We start from the raw sequence: 26,502 nt of genomic DNA on the forward strand, positions 1-26,502 counted from the left end.
AGGAAAACGGGAGTCAGACCATGAACATCGCAACCAAGAAGGTCGACGTGACCAAGGAAGCCGCAGCGCTTCTCGAAAAGATGGGCGTCGCCAAGGAACTCTACACCGGCGGCGACATGCCGTCCTTCAGCCCGGTCACCGGCGAGAAGATCGCGGCCCTCAAGACGGTTTCGGCCGCCGAAGCTGCCGCCAAGATCGACCAGGCCCATGAAGCCTTCAAGGCCTGGCGCCTGGTTCCGGCTCCCAAGCGCGGCGAACTGATCCGCCTGCTCGGCGAAGAACTGCGCGCCTTCAAGGCCGACCTCGGTCGCCTGGTTTCGATCGAAGCCGGCAAGATCACCTCCGAAGGCCTCGGTGAAGTCCAGGAAATGATCGACATCTGCGATTTCGCCGTCGGCCTTTCCCGCCAGCTCTACGGTCTGACGATCGCCACCGAGCGCCCCGGCCACCGCATGATGGAAACCTGGCACCCGCTCGGCGTCGTCGGCGTCATCTCCGCCTTCAACTTCCCGGTCGCCGTCTGGTCCTGGAACACGGCGCTGGCGCTCGTCTGCGGCAACTCCGTCGTCTGGAAGCCGTCGGAAAAGACCCCGCTTACGGCGCTTGCATCGCAGGCTATCTTCGAGCGCGCGCTTGCCCGTTTCGGCGATGCGCCGGAAGGCCTGTCGCAGGTCCTGATCGGTGACCGCACGGTCGGTGAAGTCCTCGTCGACAACCCGAAGGTTCCGCTGGTTTCGGCCACCGGCTCGACCCGCATGGGTCGCGATGTCGGCCCGCGCCTTGCCAAGCGCTTCGCCCGCGCCATCCTCGAACTCGGCGGCAACAATGCCGGCATCGTCTGCCCGTCGGCCGATCTCGACATGGCCCTGCGCGCCATCGCCTTCGGCGCCATGGGCACCGCCGGCCAGCGTTGCACCACCATGCGCCGCCTGTTCGTGCATGAAAGCGTCTACGACCAGCTCGTTCCGCGCCTGAAGAAGGCCTACGGCTCGGTCTCGGTCGGCAACCCGCTGGAAACGACGGCCCTCGTTGGCCCGCTCGTCGACAAGGCTGCCTTCGACGGCATGCAGAAGGCAATCGCTGAAGCGAAGTCGCATGGCGGCACCGTCACCGGCGGCGAGCGCGTCGAGCTCGGCTACGACAACGGCTACTACGCCAAGCCTGCTCTGGTCGAAATGCCGAAGCAGGCCGGCCCGGTTCTCGAAGAAACCTTCGCGCCGATCCTCTACGTCATGAAGTACAGCGACTTCGACGCCGTCGTTGCCGACCACAATGCAGTCGCAGCCGGCCTCTCGTCCTCGATCTTCACCCGCGACATGCAGGAATCCGAACGCTTCCTCGCCGTCGACGGCTCGGATTGCGGTATCGCCAACGTCAACATCGGCACCTCGGGCGCCGAAATCGGCGGCGCCTTCGGCGGTGAGAAGGAAACCGGCGGTGGCCGCGAATCCGGTTCGGACTCGTGGAAGGCCTACATGCGCCGTGCCACCAACACGGTGAACTATTCGAAGGCTCTGCCGTTGGCGCAGGGCGTGTCGTTCGACATCGAATAATCGGCGCACCAGGTAGGTAGGGACCATGACCATCAACGCAACGGTCAAGGAGGCGGGCTTTGAGCCCGCCTCGAGGATTTCCTCGATCGGGGTGTCCGAAATCCTGAAGATCGGCGCCCGCGCGCAAGCCATGAAGCGCGAAGGCAAGCCGGTGATCATCCTCGGTGCGGGCGAGCCGGATTTCGACACGCCCGACTTCGTCAAGGACGCCGCCTGCGAGGCGATCAAGCGCGGAGACACAAAGTACACCGCCCTCGACGGCACGCCGGAGCTGAAGAAGGCGATCCGCGAAAAGTTCCAGCGCGAAAACGGCCTCGCCTACGAGCAGGACGAGATCACGGTTTCGACCGGCGCCAAGCAGATCCTGTTCAACGCCATGATGGCGTCGATCAACCCCGGCGACGAAGTGGTCATCCCGACGCCCTACTGGACCTCCTATTCGGATATCGTCCAGATCTGCGAAGGCAAGCCGGTTCTGATCCCCTGCGATGCATCCTCCGGCTTCCGGCTGACCGCCGACAAGCTCGAGGCGGCGATCACGCCGAAGACACGCTGGGTGTTGCTCAACTCGCCGTCGAACCCATCGGGTGCCGCCTACAGCGCTGCCGACTACCGGCCGCTGCTTGACGTGCTCCTCAAGCATCCGCATGTGTGGCTGCTGGTCGACGACATGTACGAGCACATCGTCTATGACGGCTTCCGCTTCGTCACCCCGGCCCAGCTCGAGCCCCGCCTCAAGGATCGTACGCTCACGGTCAACGGCGTCTCCAAGGCCTATGCCATGACCGGCTGGCGCATCGGCTATGCCGGCGGCCCGCGGGATCTGATCAAGGCGATGGCCGTCGTCCAGAGCCAGGCAACCTCCTGCCCGTCCTCCGTCAGCCAGGCCGCTTCGGTCGCCGCGCTGACCGGCCCGCAGGAATTCCTGAAGGAACGGACCGCCAGCTTCCAGCGCCGCCGCGATCTCGTCGTCAATGGCCTAAACGCCATCGACGGTCTCGATTGCCGCGTCCCGGAAGGCGCTTTCTACACCTTCTCCGGTTGCGCCGGCATGCTTGGCAAGGTCACGCCTTCGGGCAAGAAGATCGAGACGGACGCGGACTTCTGCGCCTACCTGCTCGACGACGCCCATGTCGCCGTCGTTCCGGGCTCGGCTTTCGGTCTCTCGCCCTTCTTCCGCATCTCCTACGCAACGTCGGAATCGGAACTGAAGGAAGCGCTCATGCGCATCGCCGACGCCTGCGCGCGGCTTTCGTAATCAAGTAGTTGTCGGGCACTCTGAACTCGGAAGTGCCCCTCACCCTAGCCCTCTCCCCGCTTGCGGGGAGAGGGGACGCCGTCGAGATCGACGCAGAGACCCCTTTTCCGTCTTCAAAGAGAAGTCTTCTGACCGAGCCTCGGACGAAACGGCGCAGCTCGGCATCCCCTCAGGTCTTGAGAGGAATTGAGGAGCGGGCCGCATGTCCCTTCGCCCCGCCTGCGGGGAGAAGGTCGCGGCAGCGGGATGAGGGGCAGCCCGGAACTCCGCGCTCTCAAAACGTCGGCGGTGTACAGGCGCTGATCACTTCGCAAGGCACCGGCCCCACACATCGGAAGCGATGCGGCCTACGGCTTTCGAAATAATAGGCATCCCCCGGCCCGAGAATGCGACGCTCATCGTCAACGGTCACCTCGATACGGCCCGACAACACGATGCCGCCCTCCTCGCCGTCATGCACCAGCGGTACCTTCCCTGTGTCGGCACCCGGCTGGTAACATTCTTTGAGGATCTGCAGGCTGCGGCCGAAGAGGTTTTCGCCGATCTGGCGATAGGAAATCGGCCCCTTGCCGATCTCCACCAGCTCCTCCGCCGCATAGAACGCCTTGCGCGGTCGTTCCGGCTCGAAGGAGAAGAATTCCGCAAGCCCGATCGGAATGCCGTCGAGAATACGCTTCAGCGCACCGACGGAAGGATTGGAGGCGTTCGACTCGATCAGCGAGATCGTCGAATTGGTGACGCCGGCGCGCTTGGCGAGTTCCCGTTGCGACAGATTGTGCATCAGGCGGAGATGACGAAGCCGGTTTCCGATATCGACGGTCATGTGATCCGAACCTTGGTGTTCAGGTTGTTCGAAATAGCGCAAACACGCTACAACGGTACAATAAATTTCAATGAGTTAACTGACAGCAGAAAAGGACTTGTTTCGCAAATCAAATCATGGCGTCAATCGCCGAACTCAGGAGGATGCCATGAACCAGCACACCAAACCCAACGCCCCCGTTCTCGATAGCTATTGGATGCCGTTTACAGCCAACCGGCAGTTCAAGCAGGCGCCGCGCCTGCTCGCCTCGGCCGAGGGCATGCACTACACCAGCACCGATGGCCGCACGATCCTCGACGGCACCGCCGGGCTCTGGTGTGTGAACGCCGGCCATGGCCGCCGGCAGATCGCCTCTGCCGTCGAACGCCAGCTTTCGACGATGGATTTTGCCCCCTCCTTCCAGATGGGCCATCCGATCGCCTTCGACTTCGCCGAACGCCTCGCCGAAATCGCGCCAGGCCCGGAGGGACAGAAGCTCGACCGCGTCTTCTTCACCGGCTCCGGCTCGGAATCGGTCGACACCGCCCTGAAAATGGCTATCGCCTATCAGCGCGCGATCGGCCAGGGCACCCGCACGCGCCTCATCGGCCGCGAGCGCGGCTATCACGGTGTCGGTTTCGGCGGCATTTCGGTCGGCGGCATCCTCAACAACCGTCGCGTCTTCCCGCAGCTCCCCGGCTCCGACCATCTGCGCCACACCCATGACCCCGCCAAGAACGCCTTCGTCAAGGGCCAGCCGGAGCATGGCGCCGAGCTTGCCGACGATCTCGAGCGGCTGGTGGCTCTGCATGGCGCCGAAACCATTGCCGCCTGCATCGTCGAACCGGTCGCCGGCTCGACCGGCGTGCTCATTCCGCCGAAGGGCTACCTGGAGCGCCTGCGCGCGATTTGCGACAAGCACGGCATTATCCTGATCTTCGACGAAGTCATCACTGGCTTCGGCCGCCTCGGTGCGCCTTTCGCCACCGACTTCTTTGGCGTCACCCCGGATCTCGTGACCACAGCAAAGGGCCTCACCAACGGCGCCATCCCGATGGGCGCGGTCTTTGCCAGCCGCAAGGTCCATGATGCGCTGATGCACGGGCCCGAAAACGCGATCGAGCTCTTCCACGGCTACACCTATTCCGGTCACCCGGCCGCTTGCGCCGCCGGTATCGCGACGCTCGACATCTACCGCGATGAGGGCCTGATGACCCGCGCCGTCGAACTGCAGGATGCCTGGCACGACACCATGCATTCGCTGAAGGGCCTGCCCAACGTCATCGACATCCGCACGATCGGCCTGATCGCAGGCATCGAGCTGCAGTCGCGCGACGGTGCGGTCGGCGCCCGCGCCTATGACGTCTTCGTCGACTGCTTCGAGAAAGGCCTGCTGATCCGCGTCACCGGCGACATCATCGCCTTCTCGCCGCCGCTGATCGCCGAAGAGAAGCATTTCGGTGAGATCGTCTCGATCCTCGGCGACGCACTGAAGCGCGCCAAGTAGGTCCAAGAGACACTGTCAAAAACAACGCCGTCGCCGAAGATCTCGGCGGCGGCGTTTGCATGTCGAGCGCGGAGCCGAATCCGGCTAAGGTCCCTGCGAGAGAGCCGGCGTGCTAACGGATCAGCAGCGCCCGGAAATCATTGACGTTGGTTCCGGTCGGTCCAGGCACGAAGAGATCGCCGCTCGCGTCAAAGGCCGTCCAGGCATCGTGACGGGCGAGATGCAAACGCGGATCGATACCAGCCGCCCGGATGCGGGCAATGCTCTCGCCATCGGCAAAGGCCCCCGCATTGTCTTCCGAACCATCGATGCCATCCGTATCGGCGGCAAGAGCATCGATGCCCGCAACGCCATCGATGTCGAGTGCCAGCGACAACAGGAATTCGCTGTTGCGCCCGCCCTTGCCATAGTCCTTGCCGGAGATCGTCACGGTCGTCTCGCCGCCGGAAAGCAGCACCACCGGCTTGCCGAAGGGCCGGTTCTTGAGTGCCACTTCGCGCGCCAACGCCGCATGCATGCGGCCGATATCGCGCGCCTCGCCTTCGATCGCATCCGAGAGGATGCGCGCCTCGATGCCCAGTTCCCGCGCCTTGGCCGCGGCAGCCTCCAATGAGACGCTTGCCGATGCAATGACGTGGCACTCATGCCCGGCAAATCGAGGATCGTCTGGAGCAGGTGCCGCAGCCGCCTCCGAGCGTAGATGGGCAATCACGCCATCCGGCAATTCCATGCGGTAGCGATTAACAATTTCGAGCGCCTCCGCCGCCGTACTGCGATCCGGAACGGTCGGCCCGGAGGCGACGAAGGCGGGATTGTCACCCGGCACGTCGGACACCACGAGGCTGACGACGCGGGCTGGTGCAGCCGCTGCAGCGAGCCGCCCACCCTTGATCCGCGACACGTGCTTGCGAACGACGTTCATTGCCGAGATCGGCGTGCCCGAGGCAAGCAGCGCCCTGTTGACGGCGATCTCGTCGGCGAGCGTCAGGCCCTCAGGCGGTGCGGGCAGCAGGGCCGAGCCGCCACCGGAGATCAGGGCGATGACCAGATCGTCCGCCGTCAAGCCGGCTACAGCCTTCAGCAACGCATCCGATGCGGCAAGTCCCGCTTCATCCGGAACCGGATGGGCCGATTGCAGCACAGTGATTGTCTCACACTGTTCGACCGGTCCGTGACGGGCCACGACCGTGCCGCTGAAGGGATGCTTCCAGAGCTTCTCGAAGGCAGCCGCCATCTGGCTTGCTGCCTTGCCGGCGCCGACAACCACAGTCCGGCCCTTCGGCGGGTCGGGCAGATGTGCCTTGATCGCCTCATAGGGATCGGCCGCCCGTACGGCGGCCTCGAAGAGCCCTGTCAGGAAGGGGCGCGCTTCGATCATCGCTGCCACTCAGCCGGCAATTTCGATGTCGTAGACGAAAATGCCTGCGATGCCGCCTTCGGCCGCAGCGACGATCTTGGCACCGGTCTTGCGGTGCTCCTCGTCCTCCAGATAGGTGTCGCGCGCCGCTGCGTCAGTGAAGTCGACGATGAAGCCTTCGGCAAAACCCTTGTCCATGCCCTCCTCCGGACTGACATTGGCTCCGATATGGGCGGCAACGAATCCCGGCAGCCGGGACTTCAGCGCAGCAATCTCCCCGAAGATCACCGCCTTCTCCTCGCCGGAAACTTCGGGACGGAAGCGGATGAAGACACAATGGCGGATCATGGGGGACCTCAACGGATATCGGCGCGGGCGCGCGGGCGGCTGTCGTTGCGTTCGTGGGCGAAGATCGCCGGCGGCAGGGGCTGGCGCTCGCGGATGATATCGGCGCCCTTTTCGCCCATCATGATCGTCGGCCCATTGGTGTTGCAAGAGGGAACACGCGGCATCACCGAACTGTCGCAGACCCTGAGTCCTTCGAGGCCGTGCACCTTGAGATCGAGGCCAACGACCGCCGCGGAGTCCGTCCCCATCTTGCAGGTACCGACAGGGTGATGGTCGGTCTTGGCGTTGGCGCAGCCGTATTCGAAGAACTGCTCGTCGCTCATGACCGAGTTGCCCGGCAGGCGCTCGGCCATCACGAAAGGCTTGAGTGCCGCCTGCTGCATGATCTCGCGGGCGAGCTTCAAGCCCTCGATCGACATCCTGCGGTCGTGCGGATCCTCCCAGTAATTCGGGTCGATCAGCGGCGCCGCCGCCGGATCCGAAGAGGAAAGCCGCACGGTTCCGCGCGAGCGCGGGTGCAGATACGCGGAGTTAAGCGTCACGCCGGCATTCTTCAGCTTCTCGACGCCCGCCTCGATGCCGGAACCGAGACCGAGATGGAACTGGATATCCGGCGAGCGGGCATTGGGGTCGGCATACCAGAAGCCGCCGGTCTCGAACAGCGACGACGCCACCGGGCCTGAGCGGAAGAGAACATATTGCAGGCCCGCCCATAGCGTACGATGGAGTTTCGCCACGCCGTCATAGGTGTGATCGCCGGTGCATTCGGAGATGACGAAGAGATCGAGGTGATCCTGTAAATTGCCGCCAACGCCGGGCAGGTCGTGTTTCACCGAGACGCCCACCGATTTCAGGTGATCGGCAGGCCCGATGCCGGACTGCAGCAGCAGCTTCGGCGATCCGATGGCGCCGGAGGAAACAAGCACCTCGCGTTCTGCCCGGATGATCTCGCTGCCCTTGGCCGTGACAACCTCGACGCCGACGGCGCGGCTGCCCTCAAGCACGATTCGGGCGACCCGCGCGCCGGTTCGAACCGTCAGGTTGCGGCGCTCCTTGATCGGCGAGAGGTAGGCAAGCGACGCGCTTGACCGACGACGATTGCGCTGGGTTAGCTGGTAGAAGCCGACACCCGCCTGCTGGCGGCCGTTGAAATCGTGGTTGTAGGGAATGCCGAGTTCCTGGCCGGCGCGGATATAGGCATCGCAGATCGGCAGCGCCGCCGTGGGCATCGAGACACCGAGCGGCCCGCCATAGGCGTGGTAGTCGTCGGCAAAGCGCTGGTTGTCTTCCGAGCGTTTGAAATAGGGAAGCACACTGCGGTAGTCCCAGCCAGCGCAGCCGTCCTCGGAAGCCCAGAGGTCGTAGTCGGCAGCGTTGCCGCGGGTATAGAGCTGGGCATTGATCGACGAGCCGCCGCCGATGACCTTGGCCTGGGTATAGCGCAGCACCCTGCCCTTCATGTGCTTCTGCGGCACCGTATGCCAGCCCCAACTTGCGACACCCTTGGTCATCTTGGCGAAGCCCGCCGGCATGTGAAACAGCGGGTTCCAGTCGCCGCCGCCGGCCTCCAGCAAAAGGACACGGACCGACGGATCCTCCGAAAGCCGATTGGCGAGAACGCAGCCGGCCGGGCCGGCGCCGGTGATGATGTAGTCGTAGCTCATTCCCTGTCTTCCCTCCGCCGCCACCATTTGGAACGTTCCAAATTTTCGACGTGTTCAATTCAAACTTGCTCGTTTCGGCGCGCCGTAGTTTCCTTCGCGGTATTCCTAGAGCCGGCCGATCGAAAGGCCGCCATCCGCCTGGATGACCGAGCCCGTCGCAAAACCGAATTTGCCACCGGCGAGACCGGCCACCATGTTGCCGATATCCTCAGGCTCGCCCCAGCGTCGCATCGGCACCAGCCCGCCATCGATCAAAGCATCGTATTTCGCCGAGACGCCGGCGGTCATGTCGGAACGGATGATGCCCGGCCGGATCTCGAAAACCGAAATGCCGGTATTGGCGAGCCGCAGCGCGAGCCCCTGGCTGAAGGCGGCAAGGCCGGCCTTGGTCATGCAATAGTCGAGACGCTCGGGCGAGGTCATCGTCGCAGAAACCGAGGTGATGTTGATGATCGACCGCGGCGCCGCATCGGCCGGATCGGTCAGCATCGAGACGAGTACGGCCTGGGTAAAGAACACCGTGCCGCGCAGGTTGGTGGCGACGATCGTGTCGAAATTCTCCGGCAGCAGGTCGAGGAAATCGCCCCGCACCACCGAGGCGATGCCGGCGTTATTGACAAGGCAGCGGATTGGGCCAAGCTCGGCGCGGACACGCTCGACGGTCGCCGCATGGCCGCTGACATCGGCCAGATTCGCCTCGATGTAGATAGCCCGTCCGTGGTCGCCGGAAAGTTCCGATAGCGTCTGGGTGGTCGTCGCATCTGCCGTCCCGAGGCCGGTGATCGCGATGTCGAAGCCTTCGCGGGCGAGCGCGCGGGCAACGCCAAGGCCGATGCCGCGGCGGCCGCCGGTGACGATGGCGACGGGACGCGTCGATGACGTCATGATCGGATCTCCTTCGCGAGGATATGGTCGGCGACCCTGAGCGCCTGGGCCGCGACCGTCAGCGCCGGATTGACGGCAGCGGATGTCGGCAGGCAGCCGGCGTCGACGACGAAAAGGTTCGGGTGGTCGAAGGCGCGGCAGTAGATGTCGAGCGGCGCGTCCTTCGGGTCTTTGCCCATTCGCACCGTTCCGCACTGGTGTGACGGCGTACGCTTGTCGAAGGGCTGAGAGAGCACGATCGGGTAGCCAGCAGCCTTGAAATGCGCGCGCATTTTCGCTTCGAGCCCGGATAGCGCCTCCATGTTGGAGCGCCGCCACTGCATGATGATGCCCTTGCCGTCGACCATGATGCGGCTTTCCGGGTTGGGCAGGTCCTCCGTCATCATGTACCAGTCGACCGCATGACCGGCCATGAAGTCGAAGGCTAAGCGTGGCGCCCAGACGGGCGCATTGGCCTTCAGAATGTCAGCATTGATCTTGCCGAGCAGTTGCACATTGCCGAGCGGCAGGCCGTCCCGGCCGCCGGTCAGGTAATAATCGTTCAGCATCAGCGTCTTCTGGTAGACGCTGTCATTGCGCTTGAACGGATTGATCGCCAGCATTGCACTGCAATTGTGGTTCATGAAGTTGCGGCCGACCTGGTCGGAGGCGTTCGCCAGTCCCTTGCCGTCGCCGGAGCGCAAGAGGATCGCAGCCGAGTTGATCGCGCCCGCCGACAGGATCACCAGTTTCGGCGACAGCTTCTTCTTCTCGCCCCTGTGGGTGTAGTGGATCGCCTCGATCCGGCCGCCAGGTCCCGCCTCCAGCGTGTCGACATGCGCCGAGGTGATCAGCTCGATATTGGGGTCCTTCAGTGCGAAAGCGAGCGATGCGGTCTCGGCATCCCTCTTGCCGTTGCCGGTATTCGGGAACCCGTCCCAAGGCGTGCGCCCGCCGGCCAGCCAGGTATCGATGTCGACGCCGAGCGGCAGCGTTGCCGGATGTAATCCCTGCGCCTTCAACTCGGCGCGGGCGCGGGCAATGGCTGGCTCGTCCGGCACCGGGCCATGTGGGTAGGAAGCGCTGTGGAACGGCTCGGTCGGGTCGTCGCCCAACTCTCCGCGCACTGCGAACAGCTGCTCGGCCTTGCCGTACCACGGCTCCAGCTCCTCGTAAGGGAAAGGCCACGCCGGTGAAACGCCGCCGAGATGCTGCATCTCGGTAAAATCCTCGGCACGGTAGCGCAGGAGCACCGCACCGAAGAGCTTGGAATTGCCGCCGACGAAATAGAAGTTTCCCGGATTGAACTCGGTGCCATCAGGCTCGCGCCACATCTCCTTTGGCCGGAAGTGTCCCTTGACGAAGATCGAACTGTAGCTGCGCGCCTCCGGTGTATCGGGCAGGCGCTCGCCGCGCTCAAGGATGGTGATGCGGGCGCCGGAGCAGGCGAGCCCCGCCGCAAGCGTGGAGCCGCCGATCCCCGAGCCGATGATGACGATGTCCGGCTGCTCCTGCATCGTTCGTTACGCGATCCGCTGCTGGCTCTGCGGGTCAAAGAACACCGCCTTGTCGAGATTGAAGGCAAGCCGCGACGTCTGGCCGGGCGCGATGCGAGCGTCGGCCCTGAGCCGCGCAACGATTTCCTTGCCGCCGAGACGGGTGACCGCAAAGGTATCGGAGCCGGCCGGCTCCACCACCTCGATCAGGCATTCGCCCTCGGCGACCACTTTCGCATTGCGGTCGGCGCCGTCAGGATCGGTCAGCGCTTCCGGACGGATGCCGAAGATCACGTCCTTGCCGGCATAGGCCGAAAGCGCGCCATTGGCCTGCGGCACCGCAAGCTTCAGCGGTTCGGAATTGGGGCGTGCCAGCGTGACCGCAATGTCAGCGCCACTCTTTTCGATCCGTGCGGTCAGAAGGTTCATCGCCGGCGACCCCATGAAGTCGGCGACGAACATGTTGGCCGGGTTGTTGTAGATCTCGGCCGGTGTTCCGAACTGCTGAAGCACGCCATCCTTGAGGACCGCGATCTTGGTCGCCAGCGTCATCGCTTCGATCTGGTCGTGGGTGACGTAGACGATCGTCGTCTTCATGCGGTTGTGCAGCCGCTTGATTTCGGTGCGCATGTCGACGCGCAGCTTGGCATCAAGGTTGGAGAGCGGCTCGTCGAACAGGAAGACCTGCGGGTTGCGCACGAGTGCACGGCCCATGGCGACGCGTTGGCGCTGGCCGCCGGAGAGCTGACTCGGCTTGCGGTCGAGCAGATGCCCGATCTGCAGCATTTCCGAGACCTGCTTGATCGCCTTTTCGCGCTCCTCCTTCGGCACGCCGCGGATTTCCATGCCGAAGGCGATGTTTCCGGCGACCGTCATGTTCGGATAGAGCGCGTAGGACTGGAACACCATGGCGATATCGCGCTTCGACGGATGCAGATCGGCAACCGAGCGGCCGTTGATGGCAATCTCGCCTGACGTGATCGGCTCAAGACCGGCGATGGTGTTGAGAAGCGTGGACTTGCCGCAGCCGGACGGACCGACGAGCACGAGGAAACCGCCCTTTTCGATCTCCAGATTGATGTCCTTCAGGATCTCAAGCGAGCCATAGGATTTGCGCAGGTTGCTGATTTTCAAGAAAGACATGAGCTTATCCTTTCACGGCGCCCGACATCAGGCCGCGAACGAAGTAGCGACCGGACACGATATAGACGATGAGCGTTGGCAGGGCGGCGAGGATCGCGCCCGCGAAGTGAACATTGTATTCCTTGACGCCTGTCGAGGACGAAACGAGGTTGTTGAGGGCAACCGTCATCGGCGTCGAATAGGGGCCGGAGAAGGACGCTCCGAACAGGAAGTCGTTCCAGATGTTGGTGAACTGCCAGATGACCGAGACGACGATGATCGGACCAGACGACGGCAACAGGATGCGCCAGAAGATCTGGAAGAAGCTGGCGCCGTCGATCTGCGCCGCACGCACCAGTTCGGTCGGGAAGGCCTCGTAGTAGTTGCGGAAGTAGAGCGTCGTGAAGCCGATGCCGTAGATGACATGGACGAAGATCAGGCCCCAGATCGAACCGGCAATCCCAAGGATGCCAAGGATGCGCGCCATCGGGATGAGCACGATCTGGAACGGGATGAAGCACGAGAGAAGCAGCATGCCGAAGAAGATGTTGGCACCCGGAAAGCGCCACTTCGTCAGCACGTAACCGTTGAGTGCGCCGATGATCGTCGAGATCGCCACGGCCGGAACGACCATCAGGATCGAGTTGATGAAGAAAGGTTTGAGGCCGGTTGGCTGCACGCCGATCTGCGCCGTCGACCAGGCCTGAAGCCAGGGCTCGATCGTAAAGGTCTGCGGCAGGTTAAGCATGCCGCCCTGGCGGATCTCGTCGAGCGGCTTCACCGAGTTCACCAGCATCACGTAGAGCGGCAGCAGCGAATAGAGCGCAAAGAGGATCAGCGCGGTATAGATCAACGCGCGGGTGAGGCGGTTGTGCGAGATGATGTTGTCTGGGCTCGGAGCGCTCATCAGCGTTTTGCTCCCCGGATTTCGGAATAGAGATAGGGCACGATGATCGAGAAGATCATCACCAGCATGATGATCGCCGAGGACGCGCCGATGCCCATCTGGTTGCGGGTGAAGGTGTAGGAATACATGAATGTCGCCGGCAGTTCGGTCGCCTGGCCCGGGCCGCCGCCGGTGAGCGCGATGATCAGGTCGTAGGCCTTGATCGCCAGATGCGCGAGCACCACGAAGGCCGATAGGAACACCGGCCGCATCAATGGAATGATGATCCGGCGATAGATCGTCGAGGTCTTGGCGCCGTCGATCTGCGCCGCCTTGATGATCTCGTTGTCGACGCCGCGAAGGCCGGCCAGGAACATCGCCATGATGAAGCCGGTCGATTGCCAGACGGCAGCAATGACAACGCAGTAGATCGCGTAGTTGCGATCCTTGATCCAGTTGAACGAGAAGCTCTCCCAGCCCCAGAGGTGCATGGTGTTCTCAAGGCCGATGCCGGGATCGAGGAACCACTTCCAGGCCGTACCCGTAACGATGAAGGAAAGCGCCATCGGATAGAGATAGATCGGCCGCAGGAACCCTTCGGCGCGGATCTTCTGGTCGAGCAGGATCGCGAGCCCGAGGCCAAGCACGGAACAGATGGCGATGTAGAGCGCGGCGAAGATTGCCAGGTTGCTCACCGCCCGCCACCAGTGCGGCAGCGCCCACAGCTTCGCATAATTGCTCAAACCGACGAAATTGTAGGACGGCAGCATCTTGCTGTCCGTCATCGACAGAAAGCCGGTATAGGCAATGAAACCATAGACAAAGATCAGGACGATAAGGAAGCTCGGGGCAAGGACCAGCTTCGGTATCAGGTCCTGCAGACGACTGCGGCTATCCATGAACGTTCACCACTTCTGGCGCGGCCGTCGGGAAATCCCCTATATCGGCATCCGCGCGAGGTTCTGGGTATCAAAGCGCCCTTCCCCGCGTCCCATTGGCCACGGCGGTTCGACGGCGCTTGCATGTCGGAATGGGTGTCCGGGGCGCCTGGCAGCGCCGCGCGTCTCTCAAGACGCGCTAAGGTCGCTTCAACACTTAAGTTGCTGCATAATTTTGTCCTCAAATCCAATGCGGATTTAAGGAATTATGCAGTACGCGCCCCGGAACGGGCCCGTTACTTCGCGGCCTCGACGGCCGAGACCAGTTCCTTGACGGCCTCTTCGGACGTCAGTTCGCCGTTGAACTCACGCGTCACGACGTCGTAGATCGCGTTCTTGACGGCAGCCGGGTTTGCATGGCCATGGGCCATGGAGCCGAAGAGCTTGCCGTTGCTGTTGGCTTCGGCCAAGTCCTTGATGCCCTTCTTGCCGCAAGCGTCGAAGGCCGTGTCAGGAACGTCGGTGCGGGCCGGGACCGAGCCCTTGACGACGTTGAATGCCGACTGGAAGGTCGGGCTTTCGATCGCCGAAGCCATGGCGAGCTGAGCCGGGACCTTGTCGTCGGCGACCTTGAACATCGCAAACTGGTCGGAGTTGAAGGTGACGGACCCTTGCGTGCCCGGGAAGCGCATGCAGACGAAGTCGGTGCCCGGCACCTTCTTGGCCTTCAGGAATTCGCCCTTCGCCCAGTCGCCCATGAACTGCAGACCGGCCTTGTTCTCGATGACCATGGCGGAAGCGAGGTTCCAGTCGCGGCCCGAGAAGTTGTCGTCGACATAGGAGCGCAGCTTCGTCATGCGATCGAAGGCTTCCTTCATCTTGTCGCCACCGAGCGCTGCAGGGTCGAGGTCGATGAAGGCCTGCTTGTAGAAGTCCGTGCCGAGCGAAAGTACCACGGCGTCGAAGATCGTCGCATCCTGCCAGGGCTGGCCGCCATGGGCGATCGGGGTGATCCCTTGAGCCTTGAAGTTGTCGAGCAAGGCAACCAGTTCGTCCCAGTTGGTCGGCTCCTTGCCGCCAGCCTTGTCGAGCGCTGCCTTGTTGATCCAGACCCAGTTGGTCGAGTGCACGTTGACCGGCGCTGCGATCCAATGGCCGTCATACTTCGAGAACTGCTGCAGGGCCGTCGGGATCACCTTGTCCCAGCCTTCCTTGGAAGCGGTCTCGTCGAGGTTGCCGAGTGCGCCTTCCTTGGCCCAGTCGAGAATATCGAAGCCGAGCATCTGCACGGCGGTCGGAGCGTTGCCCGCGGTGACGCGCGCGCGAAGCACGGTCATGGCTTCCGTACCGCCACCGCCGGCGACCGGCATGTCGGTCCAGGTGATGCCCTTGCTTTCCAGGTCCTTCTTCAGAACGTCGAGCGCGGCTGCTTCGCCACCGGACGTCCACCAGTGCAGAACTTCCACGTTTTCGGCTGCGCGCGCGGCGGTGGCCGCCATCATCAGCGCCACAACGGCCGTCGTCGTCATCAACTTGCGCATCGTTATCCTCCCGTTTGCAAGTTTTCGAAGTGGAACCTCCTTCCACCCCGGAATTCGCGCCGCTCTAGCCAGCGGCTGGCCATTTAAAACGTTATAAATTCAGCAAGTCAAGCATTCCGCAGTTTTGTATTTTAGCACCTTAAGAACCGTTTGAATTTACTGAATTATATAGCGCATGTTAGCTGCTGCGGTGCAACAAACCATGCCGCAATGCGAGATTTAAAACGTTTTCATGATTCGATTGCCTAAGCGTTCGCACCACGTTACAAAACCCGCTCTCACCCGCTCTCAGGATGACTAGCATTGGCCGATCCCTCCAAGCCCGCCCACCACGAAGACGGTGGCTCCACCGCCAAGCGCGGCAAGCCGACTCTTCGCACGATCGCGGAAATCACCGGCCTTGCGGTCACCACCGTTTCGCGCGCCCTCTCCGACGCGCCACAGATTTCGCTCGATACCCGCAAGCGGGTGCGTGAGGTCGCCGACGAGATCGGCTATTCGCCCGACCGTGCCGCCCAGCGCCTGAAGACCGGCCGCACCAATGTCATCGGCGTGCTGCTCGATCCGCACGAAGAAATCCTCGGCTACGGCACCTCGATCATGAGCGGCATCGCCAAGGCGCTGCAGGGCACCGCCTACCACCTGATCGTCATGCCGAACTTCCTGAACTCGACCAATGTCGAAGCGGTCAACTACATCACCCGCAACGCGATGGCCGATGGATTGATCTTCTCGCGCACGGAACCGCTCGATCCGCGTGTCCGGCTGCTCTCCGATCTCGGCTTTCCCTTCGTCACCCATGGGCGCACGGAGCTCTCGACCCCGCATCCCTATGTCGACTACGACAACTTCACTTTTTCCTACCAGGCGACCAAACGCCTGATCGCCAAGGGCAGGCGTAAACCTGCGCTCATCAGCGGCCCGACCGATTTCACCTTCGCCGGCCATCTGCAGCACGGCTTCATGACCGCGGTGCGCGAGGCCGGTTGCGCCTACGAGATCCTCACCGGCATCGACCTCGACAGCCCCGCCGGCGCTATCCGCGACCGTATCCGCCAGCGCTATGCCGAGCCCGATCCGCCGGATAGTTTCATGTGCGGCGGCGAAGTCTGCGCGCTCGCGACCATCACCGGCATGAGCGATTGCGGGCTTACGCTCGGACGCGAGTACGACATCGTCGCCAAACAGACCTCGCATCTGTTGAGCGCCATTCAGCCGCAGGTCGAGACGATCTACGAAGACCTGACGGTGACCGGCGAAGACATGGGCCGGGTGCTCCTGCAGAAGATCGGCGGCGAGAGCGACGTCAGCAAGCTGCAACTGCTTCTCTGTCCGCAGATTCCATCGAGCTTCGACACGGCCGGCTGAGCGGACGAACACGGCACGCGAGGCGGCGTCGCGTGCCGCTGCCTCCTGCCCAATTGTCCCCCCCGTCGTCCGCATGTCCTCTCCTCCCCTGTTTCAGCCTTGGCGCGGCATCCACCAGCCGGTGCGCGGCCCCATATGCATGTTGAGCGTCTTGGTCTCGGTGTAATCCTCGACCGAATGCCGGCCGAGTTCACGGCCAAGGCCGGACTGGCGATAACCGCCGAAGGGTAGTTCGGACGCACCGTCCATAAAGGTGTTCATCCAGATGGTGCCGGCGCGCACACGGCGGCCGATCGTCAGGCAGGTGTCGAAATCGCGGCTCCAGACGCCGGCCGAAAGGCCGTAGTCGATCGCATTGGCGATGCGGATCGCCTCCTCGGTCGTTTCGAATGTCAGCACCGAAAGAACCGGACCAAAGACTTCCTCGCGCGCCACCGCCATGTCCGGCCGCACGCCCGAAAGGATCGTCGGCGCCATGAACTGACCCATGCCCAGATCGAGCGCCGTGCCGCCATGAGCAACCGCTGCACCGTCCTTGGAAGCAGCAGAAACATAGCCGGCGATCTTTTCCAGATGCTGCGGCGTGATGATCGCGCCGACCTGGGTTTCCGGGTCAAGCGGATCTCCGACCTTCACCTTGGCCGAGAGCTCGGCGATGCGGCGCGTGACCTCGTCGGCGATTTCGCGATGCAGGATCAGCCGCGAGCCGGCATTGCAGCATTCGCCGGCATTGAAGTAGGCACCGAAGACAGCCGCATCGATGAATTCGTCGAGATTGGCGTCCGGGAAGACGATCTGTGGGTTCTTGCCGCCGAGTTCGAGCGAGACTTTCTTCAGCGTCTGCGCAGCATTGGCCATGGTCAGGCGGCCGACGCCGGTCGAGCCGGTAAAGGACACCATATCGACGTCCGAATGCGTCGTCATCGGCGCACCGACCTCCGGCCCCGTGCCGGTGATGATGTTGACGACACCGGCGGGAACGCCGGCGGCTTCCAGAATTTCACCGAGCAGCAGCGTCGAGGCTGACGTCAGTTCGGACGGTTTGACGACAGTCGTGCAGCCCGCCGCAAGCGCAAAAGGAAGCTTCTGGCTGACGATCAGGAACGGGAAGTTCCAGGGCGTGATGATCGAGACGACACCGATCGCCTCACGCAGCACGACGCCAAGCGTGCCGTCACCGAGCGTGTTATAGCTTTCACCGTGCAGGTCGCGGGCGAGAGCTGCGGCGTAGCGCCAGATATCGGCGGCACCGCCCAGTTCGCCCTTGGCCTGGCTGATCGGCTTGCCGGATTCGATTGCATCGAGATAGGCGAGTTCATCAGCGCGCTCGGCAATGATGTCAGCGGCGCGCAGCAGCACCAGCGAGCGCTGCGAAGCGGTCATGTGCGGCCAGCTGCCGTCATCGAAAGCGCGGCGGGCCGCAGCAATCGCCTTTTCGGCGTCGGCCTTGGTGCCCGCCTGATAGCGGCTGACGACGACACCATGACCGGGCGCCACACGCTCGATCGTGCGCCCTTCGGCGCTGTCCACCCATTTGCCGTCGATCAGCATCTGGAAGGCGCGGATCTTATGGTCGCCGAGCGCCTTGGGTTTCACGAACACGGTCATTTACCATTCTCCCTTGAATTGGGCTTGACGCTTCTGCGAGAACGCGGCGACACCCTCCTTGAGATCGCCGGTCTTGGCGACGAGGATCGAGCCGAGCGCTTCGACAGCAGCTCCGTTGTCTTCGCCATTCGCCGAAGCGAGCATCAGTTTCGAAATTTCGAGCGCCGCAGGGCCACGCTTGGCGACACGCGCCGCATAGTCACGAGCAGCAGTCAGCACCGCGCCGGTCTCGACGACGGCATCGACCAAACCCTCATTGCGGGCAACCTCGGCCGTGAACATCTCGCCGCCAAGCACCATGCGCCGGACGATCTGTGCGCCAAAGCGAGAGACCAGACGCTGCGTGCCCGACCAGCCGGGCACCATGCCGAGGCTCGTCTCCGGCAGGCCAATCTTGATCTGCACTTCCGCCAGACGGATATCGGCGGCCGCCGCTAGCTCCAGCCCGCCGCCAAGCGCGTGGCCGTTGAGGGCCGCGATGACAGGCATTCGCAGCGTCGCCAGCCGCTCGAACACACGATGACCGAAACGCACCCAGTCATGCCCGAACGCAGGTGCATCCATGCCGCCCCAGGCCTTGATGTCGCCGCCGGCGGAAAATGCCTTTCCCTCGCCGGTCAGGATGACGACGCGGATATTGCGGTCGGCTTCGACCGTATCGCAGGCGGACGCCAGCGCCTTCAGCATGTCAATGTCGAAGGCATTGAGCTTGTCCGGACGGGCAACCGTCATGGTCGCGATCGGTCCTTCGACCTCGATGCGGATACGGCCTTCAGCCACGGTCGCCTCCCCCAATCCGGCGCGCCGGCTTCTTCGGCAGTTCCAGCCCGATCAGACCTTCCGCAAAAAGCGCCGCGTCCATGGTCTTCAGCCCGTCGGAAACGATCAGCGAGAATTCCGACTGGTCGAGGATATGGGCCTGCAGATCGACGCCCGGGGCGATCTCCGTCAGCATCACACCCTCAGGCGTCAGCTTCATCACGCAGCGTTCGGTCACATAGGTGATGTCCTGGCCCTGCTCGATGCCGCGGCGGCCAGAGAAGGTGACGTGCTCGACTTCGTTGACCAGCTTCTTGAGCTTGCCTTCCTTCTCGATCACCAGCTTGCCATCGGCGATCGCGAGCTTGGCGCCGGCATTGAACATGCCGGAGAAGACGATCTTCTTTGCACGTGCCGTGATGTCGACGAAACCGCCGGCGCCGGCCGTCACATGCGGACGGAAGGAGAGTTTTGACACGTTGACCGAGCCGTTGCGGTCGATCTCGAGGAAGGAAAGCAGCGAGGCATCGAAGCCAGCGCCCTGGAAATAGGTGAACTGGTAAGGCGAGGGCATGAAGGCATCGGCGTTGGAAGCGCAGCCGAAGGCGAAATCGAGCAACGGCACGCCGCCGACGGCACCCTGCTCTATCACCCAGGTAACGGCACCGTGCAGGCCTTCTTCGAGCAGGATACGTGGCACATTGGCCGAAATGCCGAAACCGAGATTGACGGCGCTGCCGGCCTCGAGTTCCTGCGCAACGCGGCGGGCGATCACCTTCTGGATGTTGAATTCCGGAACCCGGAAACTGTCGAGCGGCCGGAAGATCTCGCCTGAAATCGCCGGATCGTAGAGCGTCTGGGTCGTCTGCTTCTGGTCGGGGTCGACGATGACATAATCCACCAGCACACCCGGCACCCGCACGTCATGCGGCTTCAGCGAGCCTTCCTTGGTGATGCGTTTGACCTGGGCAATGACGATGCCGCCATTGTTGCGGGCGGCGAGCGCCTGGTCGAGACCGCCGAGATAGGCGCCCTCGTGCTCATAGGTGAGGTTGCCACGCTCGTCCGCCGTCGTCGCGCGGATGATTGCCACCTGCGGTGCGATCGCCTTGAAATAGAGCCAGTCCTCACCTTCGAACGAGACCTTCTTCACGACGGGCTCGGCCGCAGCCGAAGCATTCATGGCGCAGCCTTCGCGCGACGGATCGACGAAAGTATCGAGGCCGACCTTGGTCAGCACGCCCGGCCGCTTGGCTGCGGCCTCGCGGTGCATGTCGAAGAGGATGCCGGAGGGCACATTGTAGGCAGCCACCTCGTCAGCGCCGATCATCTGCCAGATCAGCGGCGGCTCCGCACTCGACGGACCGGAAGGATAGGAACCGCCGATGATCCTTTTCAGGAGGCCTTTCCTGGCGATGTAGTCGACGCCCCTGATGCCGCTCATGTCGCCGGCGGCAATCGGATGCAGCGTCGTCAGGTCGCGGGGGTGGCCGGTCATCTCGAAGCGCTCGCCGATCGCCTTCAACATCAGGTCGGGGCAGCCGAGGCCACTGGACGAGGAGACCGAAACCACGGCGCCATCCGGGATCAGGGCGGCCGCTTCGGCCGGCGAGATGTGCTTGTTCATCGACATCAGTTCAAAGTCCCGTTTCGATCGCCACGGCCTGGCCGGTCGCAGCCGCCTTGACGACGGCAAGGCCGGTTGCCAACGACCAGACGCCATCCTCACCCGTCGCCGACGGGCTGCCTTCGCCTCTGACGGCGGCATGGAAGGCGGAAAGCGCGGTTTCGTAGAGATTGCGATGGTCGAGCGACAACTCGGTCTCACCATCGGCATTGCGTAGCGTCACGGTTCCGACCGGCCGCTGGGTCATGACCTTGCGGCCAATCAGCGAACCCTCGGTGCCATGCACTTCGAGGCCCGTATCAGCAAAGCGCACGGTGAAGGCATCGTGGAACTGGGCGATGACGCCGGAGCGGAAGTGGAGCACGCCCATGACCCCGTCTTCCAGGCCTTCCTTGCCCATGCCGGCGCTGTGGCTGATGGCGACCGCTTCGATCGGGTCGTCATTGAGAATGAAGCGCAGCGTATCGGCATCATGAACGGTGATGTCGAGGATGACGCCACCGCCGGCATCCGGCCGCTCCAGCCGCCAGCCCTGCAGATGCGGCGGCAAATAGACCGCATGGAAAACGCGGGCGGCAATCGGCCGGCCGATCTTGCCCTCGGCGATCGCATCGCGCATCGCGCGATGGGTGGCAGCGTTGCGCAGGTGGTGATTGGTGGCAAGCACAACGCCCGCCTCCTGCGCCGCCGTCACCATCTCGCGCGCATCCTCGAGCGTCATCGCCAGCGGCTTTTCGCAAAGCACGTGCTTGCCGGCGGCGATCGCCGCCAGCGTCTGCTCGCGATGCAATTCGTTGGTAGTCGAGACATAAACGGCATCGACATCGGGATCGCCGACCAGATCCGCGACCGAGGTCACCGACTTGGCGATGCCGTTCTCTTTGGCGTAGGCCACACCACGCTCGGTGCTGGTGCTCATGACAGAGACAACCTCGCCTCCGGCGGCGCGGATTGCGCCGATCACCCATTCACGCGCAATCGTGCTTGCGCCGATCAGACCCCACCGCGTCATGCCAATGCCTCCTTTTTTCTCTCGACCGCGCCACCGCAGCTCTGGCGGACGACGAGACGGACCGAACCGACGATCGCTTCCGGCTCCGCCTTCCCGGCCTTGATCTGCTTCAGCAGCAATTCGGCAGCCCGCTGGCCCATCCCTTGAGGATCGACGGAAACCGTCGTCAGTGCCGGCACGGCGGTCTTCGCCTCGATCACATCGTCGAAGCCGATGACGGCAAAATCGGCGCCCGGCTCCAGGCGGCGCGCCCTGAGACCGTCGCAAACGCCGAAGGCGACCGCATCGTTGAAGCAGAGCGCTGCGGTCGGCCGGTCGGCGAGCATCATCGCCTGCTCCACCGCCGTCACACCGCCGGCACGCGACGGCGCCGAACCGATGATCAGCGCGTCGGAAACAGCAATGCCGGCCTCGATAAGGGCGTCGCGATAGCCGCGCATGCGCGCCTCGAAGACGGCGGTATCCGGAAAACCGCCGAGGAAGGCGATGCGCTGGTGGCCGCGTTCGATCAAATGCCTGACGGCAGCCATGGCGCCGGCGTGGTTGTCGGAGGTCAGCGAAGAAACATGGGCGCCGGCAATGTCGCGAACGACCAGCACAACCGGCATGCCGCTCGCAACGAGTGGCGCAAGATCGGCCGCTTCCGTGCCGCGCGCCGGCGAGACAATCAACCCGGAAACGCCGTGTTCGCGCATCGAGGCCACCACTTCGCGCTGCCGCTCGATCTTTTCACCCGTGTTGGCGAGAAACTGAACGAAGCCGGCCGATTGCACGACGGTATCGACGCCGACCGCCAGTTCCGCAAAGAAGCTGTTGGTCAGATCGTTGACGACGATGCCGATGATCTTGGACTTCGCCTGGCGAAGATTGGCGGCGCTGCGGTTATAGACATAGCCGAGATCGCGGATGGCGGCATTTACCTTGGCGCGCGTCGCCTCGTTGACCAGCGAACTGCCCTGGAGAACGAGCGACACGGTCGACTTCGACACGCCGGCGGCGCGCGCAATATCGATGACCGTTACCCTCTCCTTGACCACAGCATCCTCCCGAACTTTCTTGCCCGCTTTTCTCTTTCATAATTGGAACGTTCCAATTCCGTCAAGAGTTGGCTGATCACTTTTTTCTCGCCCAGGGACACCGAACGCAACGTCATGAGACCTCAAGGGCGCGCATTCTTGAGCGATGTCGTCTATAATTATTATTAAAAACAACGACATAATGACATGTTGCCGATCGCCGAAGAAGTACGCCACCCCATCCGAAAAACAATGCCGCTTGCCATTTGGAACGATCCAAAGTATTTCAAGGCAAACTTCCGCGGAGGAACCGACCCCAATGACAAGCCTGACGCTGCCGCGCCAAGACGGCTCGCTTGAACAGCATCGCCTGACCGGAACGCCGATCGAGCGGCCCGGGACGCCACCGACCTTCAACCGCATCGCCTATGCGGCCGCCCATGTGGTCTCGGATCCGTTCCGGGATCTTGATCCCTGGGGCAATCCGGCGATCGACTGGGACGCGACCATGGCGTTTCGCCATCACCTCTGGGGCCTCGGCTTCAAGATCGCCGAGGCGATGGACACGGCCCAGCGCGGCATGGGGCTGCCCTGGGCAGGCGCGCAGCAGTTGATCCGCCGCTCTCTTGCCGAAGCGCGGCAGGTGCCGGGCGCCGATCTTGCCTGCGGCGCCGGCACCGATCATCTGGCACCGGCCGATGTGCGATCGCTGGACGACGTGATCGCCGCCTATGAGGAACAGGTCGGTTTCGTCGAAGGCGAGGGGGGAAGGACGATCATGATGGCAAGCCGGGCGCTTGCCCGCGTCGCCCGTTCCGCCGATGACTATCGCCACGTCTATGGCCGCATTCTCGGCCAGGCCAGGCACAAGGTCGTGCTGCATTGGCTCGGCGACATGTTCGATCCGCAGCTTCGGAGATATTGGGGTTCGGAGAATTTCGAACAGGCGCTCGATACGGTGCTTTCGATCATCGAAGCCAACCGCGACAAGGTCGAGGGCATCAAGATTTCGCTGCTCGACAACGCCAAGGAAGTGGCGCTGCGCAATCGCCTGCCCGAGGGCGTGCTGTGCTTCACCGGCGACGACTTCAACTATGCCGAACTGATCGAAGGCGACGGCACGAAGTATAGCCACGCGCTACTCGGCATCTTCGATGCGGTGGCGCCATCTGCCTCCAAGGCCTTGGCGGCGCTGGCCAAGGGTGATCTCGCGACCTTCCGCGGCGTGATCGAGCCGACCGTGCCTCTGTCCCGCAAGATCTTCGAGGCGCCGACACAGTATTACAAGGCCGGCGTCGTTTTGCTGGCCTGGCTGAACGGCCACCAGCGCCACTTCACCATGCCCGCGGGCATGCAGTCCGCACGCGGGGTGCTGCACTACTCGGACATCTTCCGCCTCGCCGACCGAGCCAATGTGCTCGACCGGCCGGAACTGGCGGCAGAGAGAATGAAAAGCCTGCTATCGACCCTCGGCGTGGACCAAAGCGCTTGAGAGAGAGGGGCGCTTGAGAATAGACGGACGGCGCCCGGGAAGGCGCCGTCTGTTCTCGATCGGAAGCCGGCAGGGACCGGCCACCGGATCAGAATGTCGCCGTCAGGCTCATCCAGAAGCGACGGCCTTCCATGACCGTGTTGAAGTCGGTCTCCTCGACCTCCTTGTCGAAGAGATTGTAGACGGCGGCGTTCAGCGTCAGGCCCTCGCCGACATCGTATTTCGTACCGATATCGACGGTCGTGTAGGCGTCGTATCTGCGCCCCTGCTGGCCGTTGATGGTTACCGGCTTGCCGTTGGTGCCGATGCGCGGGCCGGCGGCGATCTCCTCGCCGTGATAGTTGACCGAGGCCCAGGCTTCGAGCCCCTCCACCGGCGTGTACCAATCGGCCCTGAGATTGGCCATGTGCTCCGGTGTGCGCGCCAGCGGGAAGCCGGCAAAGGTGCCGGTCTTCTGTTCCGACTGCGTATAGGTGTAGCTGGCGCGTAGCGTCAGATCGGCCGTCGCATTCCAGGTCGCCGTCAGTTCCACGCCCTGAATGATCGCATCGTCGATGTTGTAGTTGTACCAGAGGCGGTAGTTCGGATCCTCGCTCCAGCGCACCGGATTTCCGGCCGAATCCAGCACCATCGAGTTGGAAATCTTGTCCCTGAAATCCGTGTAGAAGTAGGTGCCGCCGAGGATGACGTCGCCATTGTCCCACACGGCGCCGATTTCATAGCTGGTGCTTGATTCGGCCTTGAGGTTCGGGTCGGCGATGATCACGCCGCAGGTGCCGGTCGGACCGTAGGAGCAACCGCCACCGCCGGTGGTGTAGGCATAGCCCGGGGCGATGCTGCGGATATCGGGCGCGCGGAAGCCGGTGGAGACGCCGCCCTTCACCGTCAGCATGTCGGTCGCGTTCCAGACGCCGTAAATGCGCGGGCTGAGGTGGTAGCCATACTCCTCGTGGTGATCGAGACGCAGGCCCGTGGTCAGCGCGAAATCATCGACCATGCGCCATTCATCCTCGGCAAACAGCGCCCATTGCGTTGCCGAGAAAGTCTCGTTCAGCCCGGTCCGCCGGCCCGGGTTCTGGTCGGAGAGCCGCGCCTCGAAATATTGCCCGCCGGTCACCAGCGTGTGGCTGCCGCCGAGATCGAAGGGGGTCGTGAACTTGCCGTCGACGACGGTGTTGCGCACCTCGGGCGCGCGCGGCTGCTTGACGAAGCGACCGTCTGCCTGGCTGTAGTTATAGTTCCGACGCTCAGCCCATTCCTGCAGAATGGAGAAATCAGACGTCGTCGGTCCCCAGCGCCCCGTATGCGAGAACGACCAGTGATCGCGGTCATTGTCGTTGTAAGTGCTGACGGCGCGCGGTCCCGGCTCGATCGTCCTGCCGACATTCGCATCGCGGCGAAGCCGCGCTGTCCCGCCTTCGAGGAAGAAGTCGTGGTCCTCGTTCGGCGTGTAGGCAAGCCGCGCCGTCAGATCGTGCTCCTTCGAGCCCGTGATGCCGGATAGGAACTTGTCCTCGCTGCGCTTCAGGCCGCGGCCCCAGATCTGCACGCCGAGCGTATCTTTCAGGATCGGGCCGCTGGTGTAGAACGACAATTGCCCCGAATTGCCGAACTGCCTGTGCTGCTGCATCGTGCCGTCGGTAGTGACCGAGCCGGTCCAGCTATCCGAGACCTTGCGGGTGATGATGTTGATGACCCCGCCCATGGCATCGGAACCATAGAGCGACGACATCGGGCCACGGACGATCTCGATGCGCTCGATAGCGGCGGCGGGCGGGATGAAGCTCTGCTCGAAACCGGAATTGCCGTTGGTGCGGGCGTCACGCGTGCTCTGCCGTTTGCCGTCGACGAGGATCAGCGTGTAGGAGCCGGGCAGACCGCGAATGAAGATGTCGCGCTCGTTGGCGACACCTGTCACCGCCACCCCTTGCGCGTCGCGAAGCGCATCGGTGAGATCGCGGAACGACCGCTTCTGTAAGTCCTCGCCCGTGATCACCGTGATGCTCGCCGGTGCATCCTTGACGTTCTGCTCGAAGCCGGTCGCCGTCACCACGATCTGCTCAAGCTCAGTCGCCTTCTCCTTGTCCTTCTCCTTGGCCTTCTGTGCCAACGCTTCCGTCGGTATCGTCAGCGCCGTGCCGGCGAGGCAGGCGCAGACGAAATGACGTGACCATCCGGCCGAGCCGGACCCGCTCCGCCGGGCCCCTTGCCGCTGCCCCTCGGTTTCGGTCGCAAGCCCCAACCGCTTCATCATCTTCGCCCCGCATATATCTTGAGTAATGAACTCCACTTAGTTATTGGCGAGGGAGACGGTCAACGACGCTGTTTTGGAACCGTTCCAAAT

Annotated in this window: 21 protein-coding genes; 5 read left to right on the top strand and 16 right to left on the bottom strand. The window is 63.2% G+C overall.

The window, feature by feature from the left end; all coding sequences use genetic code 11:
* Positions 1-20: 20 nt before the first annotated feature.
* Entirely contained in the window at positions 21-1,553 is a 1,533-nt protein-coding gene (locus tag LAC81_RS18115; protein ID WP_223725904.1) for an aldehyde dehydrogenase family protein, read from the top strand.
* Between the two features lie 25 nt (positions 1,554-1,578).
* Entirely contained in the window at positions 1,579-2,811 is a 1,233-nt protein-coding gene (locus tag LAC81_RS18120) for a pyridoxal phosphate-dependent aminotransferase (protein WP_223725905.1), read from the top strand.
* A 274-nt stretch (positions 2,812-3,085) separates the two neighbouring features.
* On the opposite strand, the gene LAC81_RS18125 is transcribed toward LAC81_RS18120, so the two are convergent.
* Positions 3,086-3,634: a cupin domain-containing protein gene (locus tag LAC81_RS18125; protein ID WP_053251695.1), complete on the bottom strand. Its 549-nt coding sequence runs from the start codon at positions 3,632-3,634 to the stop codon at positions 3,086-3,088.
* Between the two features lie 148 nt (positions 3,635-3,782).
* Between LAC81_RS18125 and LAC81_RS18130 the strand changes: the two genes are divergently transcribed.
* On the top strand, positions 3,783-5,120 hold the full coding sequence (locus LAC81_RS18130) for an aspartate aminotransferase family protein (RefSeq protein WP_223725906.1): 1,338 nt from the start codon (positions 3,783-3,785) through the stop codon (positions 5,118-5,120).
* A 112-nt stretch (positions 5,121-5,232) separates the two neighbouring features.
* Here the strand turns inward: LAC81_RS18130 and LAC81_RS18135 are convergent, their stop codons facing one another.
* The 9 genes from LAC81_RS18135 to LAC81_RS18175 form a co-directional block, all read right to left on the bottom strand.
* Complete coding sequence (locus LAC81_RS18135; protein WP_223725907.1) at positions 5,233-6,498, bottom strand: glycerate kinase type-2 family protein; 1,266 nt, start codon at positions 6,496-6,498, stop codon at positions 5,233-5,235.
* Positions 6,499-6,507: 9 nt separating this feature from the next.
* Entirely contained in the window at positions 6,508-6,825 is a 318-nt protein-coding gene (locus tag LAC81_RS18140; RefSeq protein ID WP_223725908.1) for a Dabb family protein, read from the bottom strand.
* Between the two features lie 8 nt (positions 6,826-6,833).
* A complete protein-coding gene (locus LAC81_RS18145) occupies positions 6,834-8,489 on the bottom strand; it encodes a GMC family oxidoreductase (protein ID WP_223725909.1) in 1,656 nt (551 codons plus the stop codon).
* A gap of 105 nt (positions 8,490-8,594) precedes the next feature.
* Complete coding sequence (locus LAC81_RS18150; protein ID WP_223725910.1) at positions 8,595-9,374, bottom strand: 3-ketoacyl-ACP reductase; 780 nt, start codon at positions 9,372-9,374, stop codon at positions 8,595-8,597.
* Positions 9,371-10,870: a GMC oxidoreductase gene (locus LAC81_RS18155; RefSeq protein ID WP_223725911.1), complete on the bottom strand. Its 1,500-nt coding sequence runs from the start codon at positions 10,868-10,870 to the stop codon at positions 9,371-9,373. The genes LAC81_RS18150 and LAC81_RS18155 overlap by 4 nt, the downstream gene beginning before the upstream one ends.
* 6 nt (positions 10,871-10,876) lie before the next feature.
* Positions 10,877-11,992: an ABC transporter ATP-binding protein gene (locus LAC81_RS18160; RefSeq protein ID WP_113535412.1), complete on the bottom strand. Its 1,116-nt coding sequence runs from the start codon at positions 11,990-11,992 to the stop codon at positions 10,877-10,879.
* A gap of 4 nt (positions 11,993-11,996) precedes the next feature.
* The gene (locus LAC81_RS18165) at positions 11,997-12,878 is read right to left on the bottom strand and encodes a carbohydrate ABC transporter permease (RefSeq protein WP_113535413.1); all 882 of its coding nucleotides are present in this window, start codon (positions 12,876-12,878) and stop codon (positions 11,997-11,999) included.
* Positions 12,878-13,756, bottom strand: a complete 879-nt coding sequence (locus tag LAC81_RS18170; protein ID WP_065374030.1) for a carbohydrate ABC transporter permease — start codon at positions 13,754-13,756, stop codon at positions 12,878-12,880. Before LAC81_RS18170 ends, LAC81_RS18165 begins: the two co-directional genes overlap by 1 nt.
* 275 nt (positions 13,757-14,031) lie before the next feature.
* Complete coding sequence (locus LAC81_RS18175; RefSeq protein ID WP_419195831.1) at positions 14,032-15,264, bottom strand: ABC transporter substrate-binding protein; 1,233 nt, start codon at positions 15,262-15,264, stop codon at positions 14,032-14,034.
* Between the two features lie 315 nt (positions 15,265-15,579).
* Here LAC81_RS18175 and LAC81_RS18180 point away from each other — a divergent pair, with 315 nt between their 5' ends.
* Positions 15,580-16,644, top strand: coding sequence for a LacI family transcriptional regulator (locus LAC81_RS18180; protein ID WP_223725913.1), 1,065 nt, complete (start codon positions 15,580-15,582; stop codon positions 16,642-16,644).
* Positions 16,645-16,737: 93 nt separating this feature from the next.
* Here LAC81_RS18180 and LAC81_RS18185 read toward each other — a convergent pair whose 3' ends face one another.
* The 5 genes from LAC81_RS18185 to LAC81_RS18205 are packed head-to-tail and all read right to left on the bottom strand — an operon-like array spanning position 16,738 to position 22,687.
* Positions 16,738-18,252 carry an aldehyde dehydrogenase family protein gene (locus LAC81_RS18185; protein ID WP_223725914.1) on the bottom strand — a complete coding sequence of 505 codons (1,515 nt, stop codon included), beginning with the start codon at positions 18,250-18,252 and terminating at the stop codon, positions 16,738-16,740.
* On the bottom strand, positions 18,253-19,032 hold the full coding sequence (locus LAC81_RS18190; protein ID WP_223725915.1) for an enoyl-CoA hydratase/isomerase family protein: 780 nt from the start codon (positions 19,030-19,032) through the stop codon (positions 18,253-18,255).
* Positions 19,025-20,644 carry an acyl CoA:acetate/3-ketoacid CoA transferase gene (locus LAC81_RS18195; RefSeq protein WP_223725916.1) on the bottom strand — a complete coding sequence of 540 codons (1,620 nt, stop codon included), beginning with the start codon at positions 20,642-20,644 and terminating at the stop codon, positions 19,025-19,027. Before LAC81_RS18195 ends, LAC81_RS18190 begins: the two co-directional genes overlap by 8 nt.
* Positions 20,645-20,648: 4 nt before the next feature.
* Entirely contained in the window at positions 20,649-21,650 is a 1,002-nt protein-coding gene (locus LAC81_RS18200; protein ID WP_223725917.1) for a Gfo/Idh/MocA family protein, read from the bottom strand.
* Complete coding sequence (locus LAC81_RS18205) at positions 21,647-22,687, bottom strand: LacI family DNA-binding transcriptional regulator (protein ID WP_223725918.1); 1,041 nt, start codon at positions 22,685-22,687, stop codon at positions 21,647-21,649. Before LAC81_RS18205 ends, LAC81_RS18200 begins: the two co-directional genes overlap by 4 nt.
* A gap of 298 nt (positions 22,688-22,985) precedes the next feature.
* Between LAC81_RS18205 and LAC81_RS18210 the strand changes: the two genes are divergently transcribed.
* Positions 22,986-24,158, top strand: a complete 1,173-nt coding sequence (locus tag LAC81_RS18210) for a dihydrodipicolinate synthase family protein (protein ID WP_223725919.1) — start codon at positions 22,986-22,988, stop codon at positions 24,156-24,158.
* A gap of 88 nt (positions 24,159-24,246) precedes the next feature.
* On the opposite strand, the gene LAC81_RS18215 is transcribed toward LAC81_RS18210, so the two are convergent.
* Positions 24,247-26,412: a TonB-dependent receptor domain-containing protein gene (locus LAC81_RS18215; protein ID WP_223725920.1), complete on the bottom strand. Its 2,166-nt coding sequence runs from the start codon at positions 26,410-26,412 to the stop codon at positions 24,247-24,249.
* Positions 26,413-26,502: the final 90 nt, after the last annotated feature.

This window comes from Ensifer adhaerens (genome assembly GCF_020035535.1).
Taxonomy (GTDB): domain Bacteria; phylum Pseudomonadota; class Alphaproteobacteria; order Rhizobiales; family Rhizobiaceae; genus Ensifer.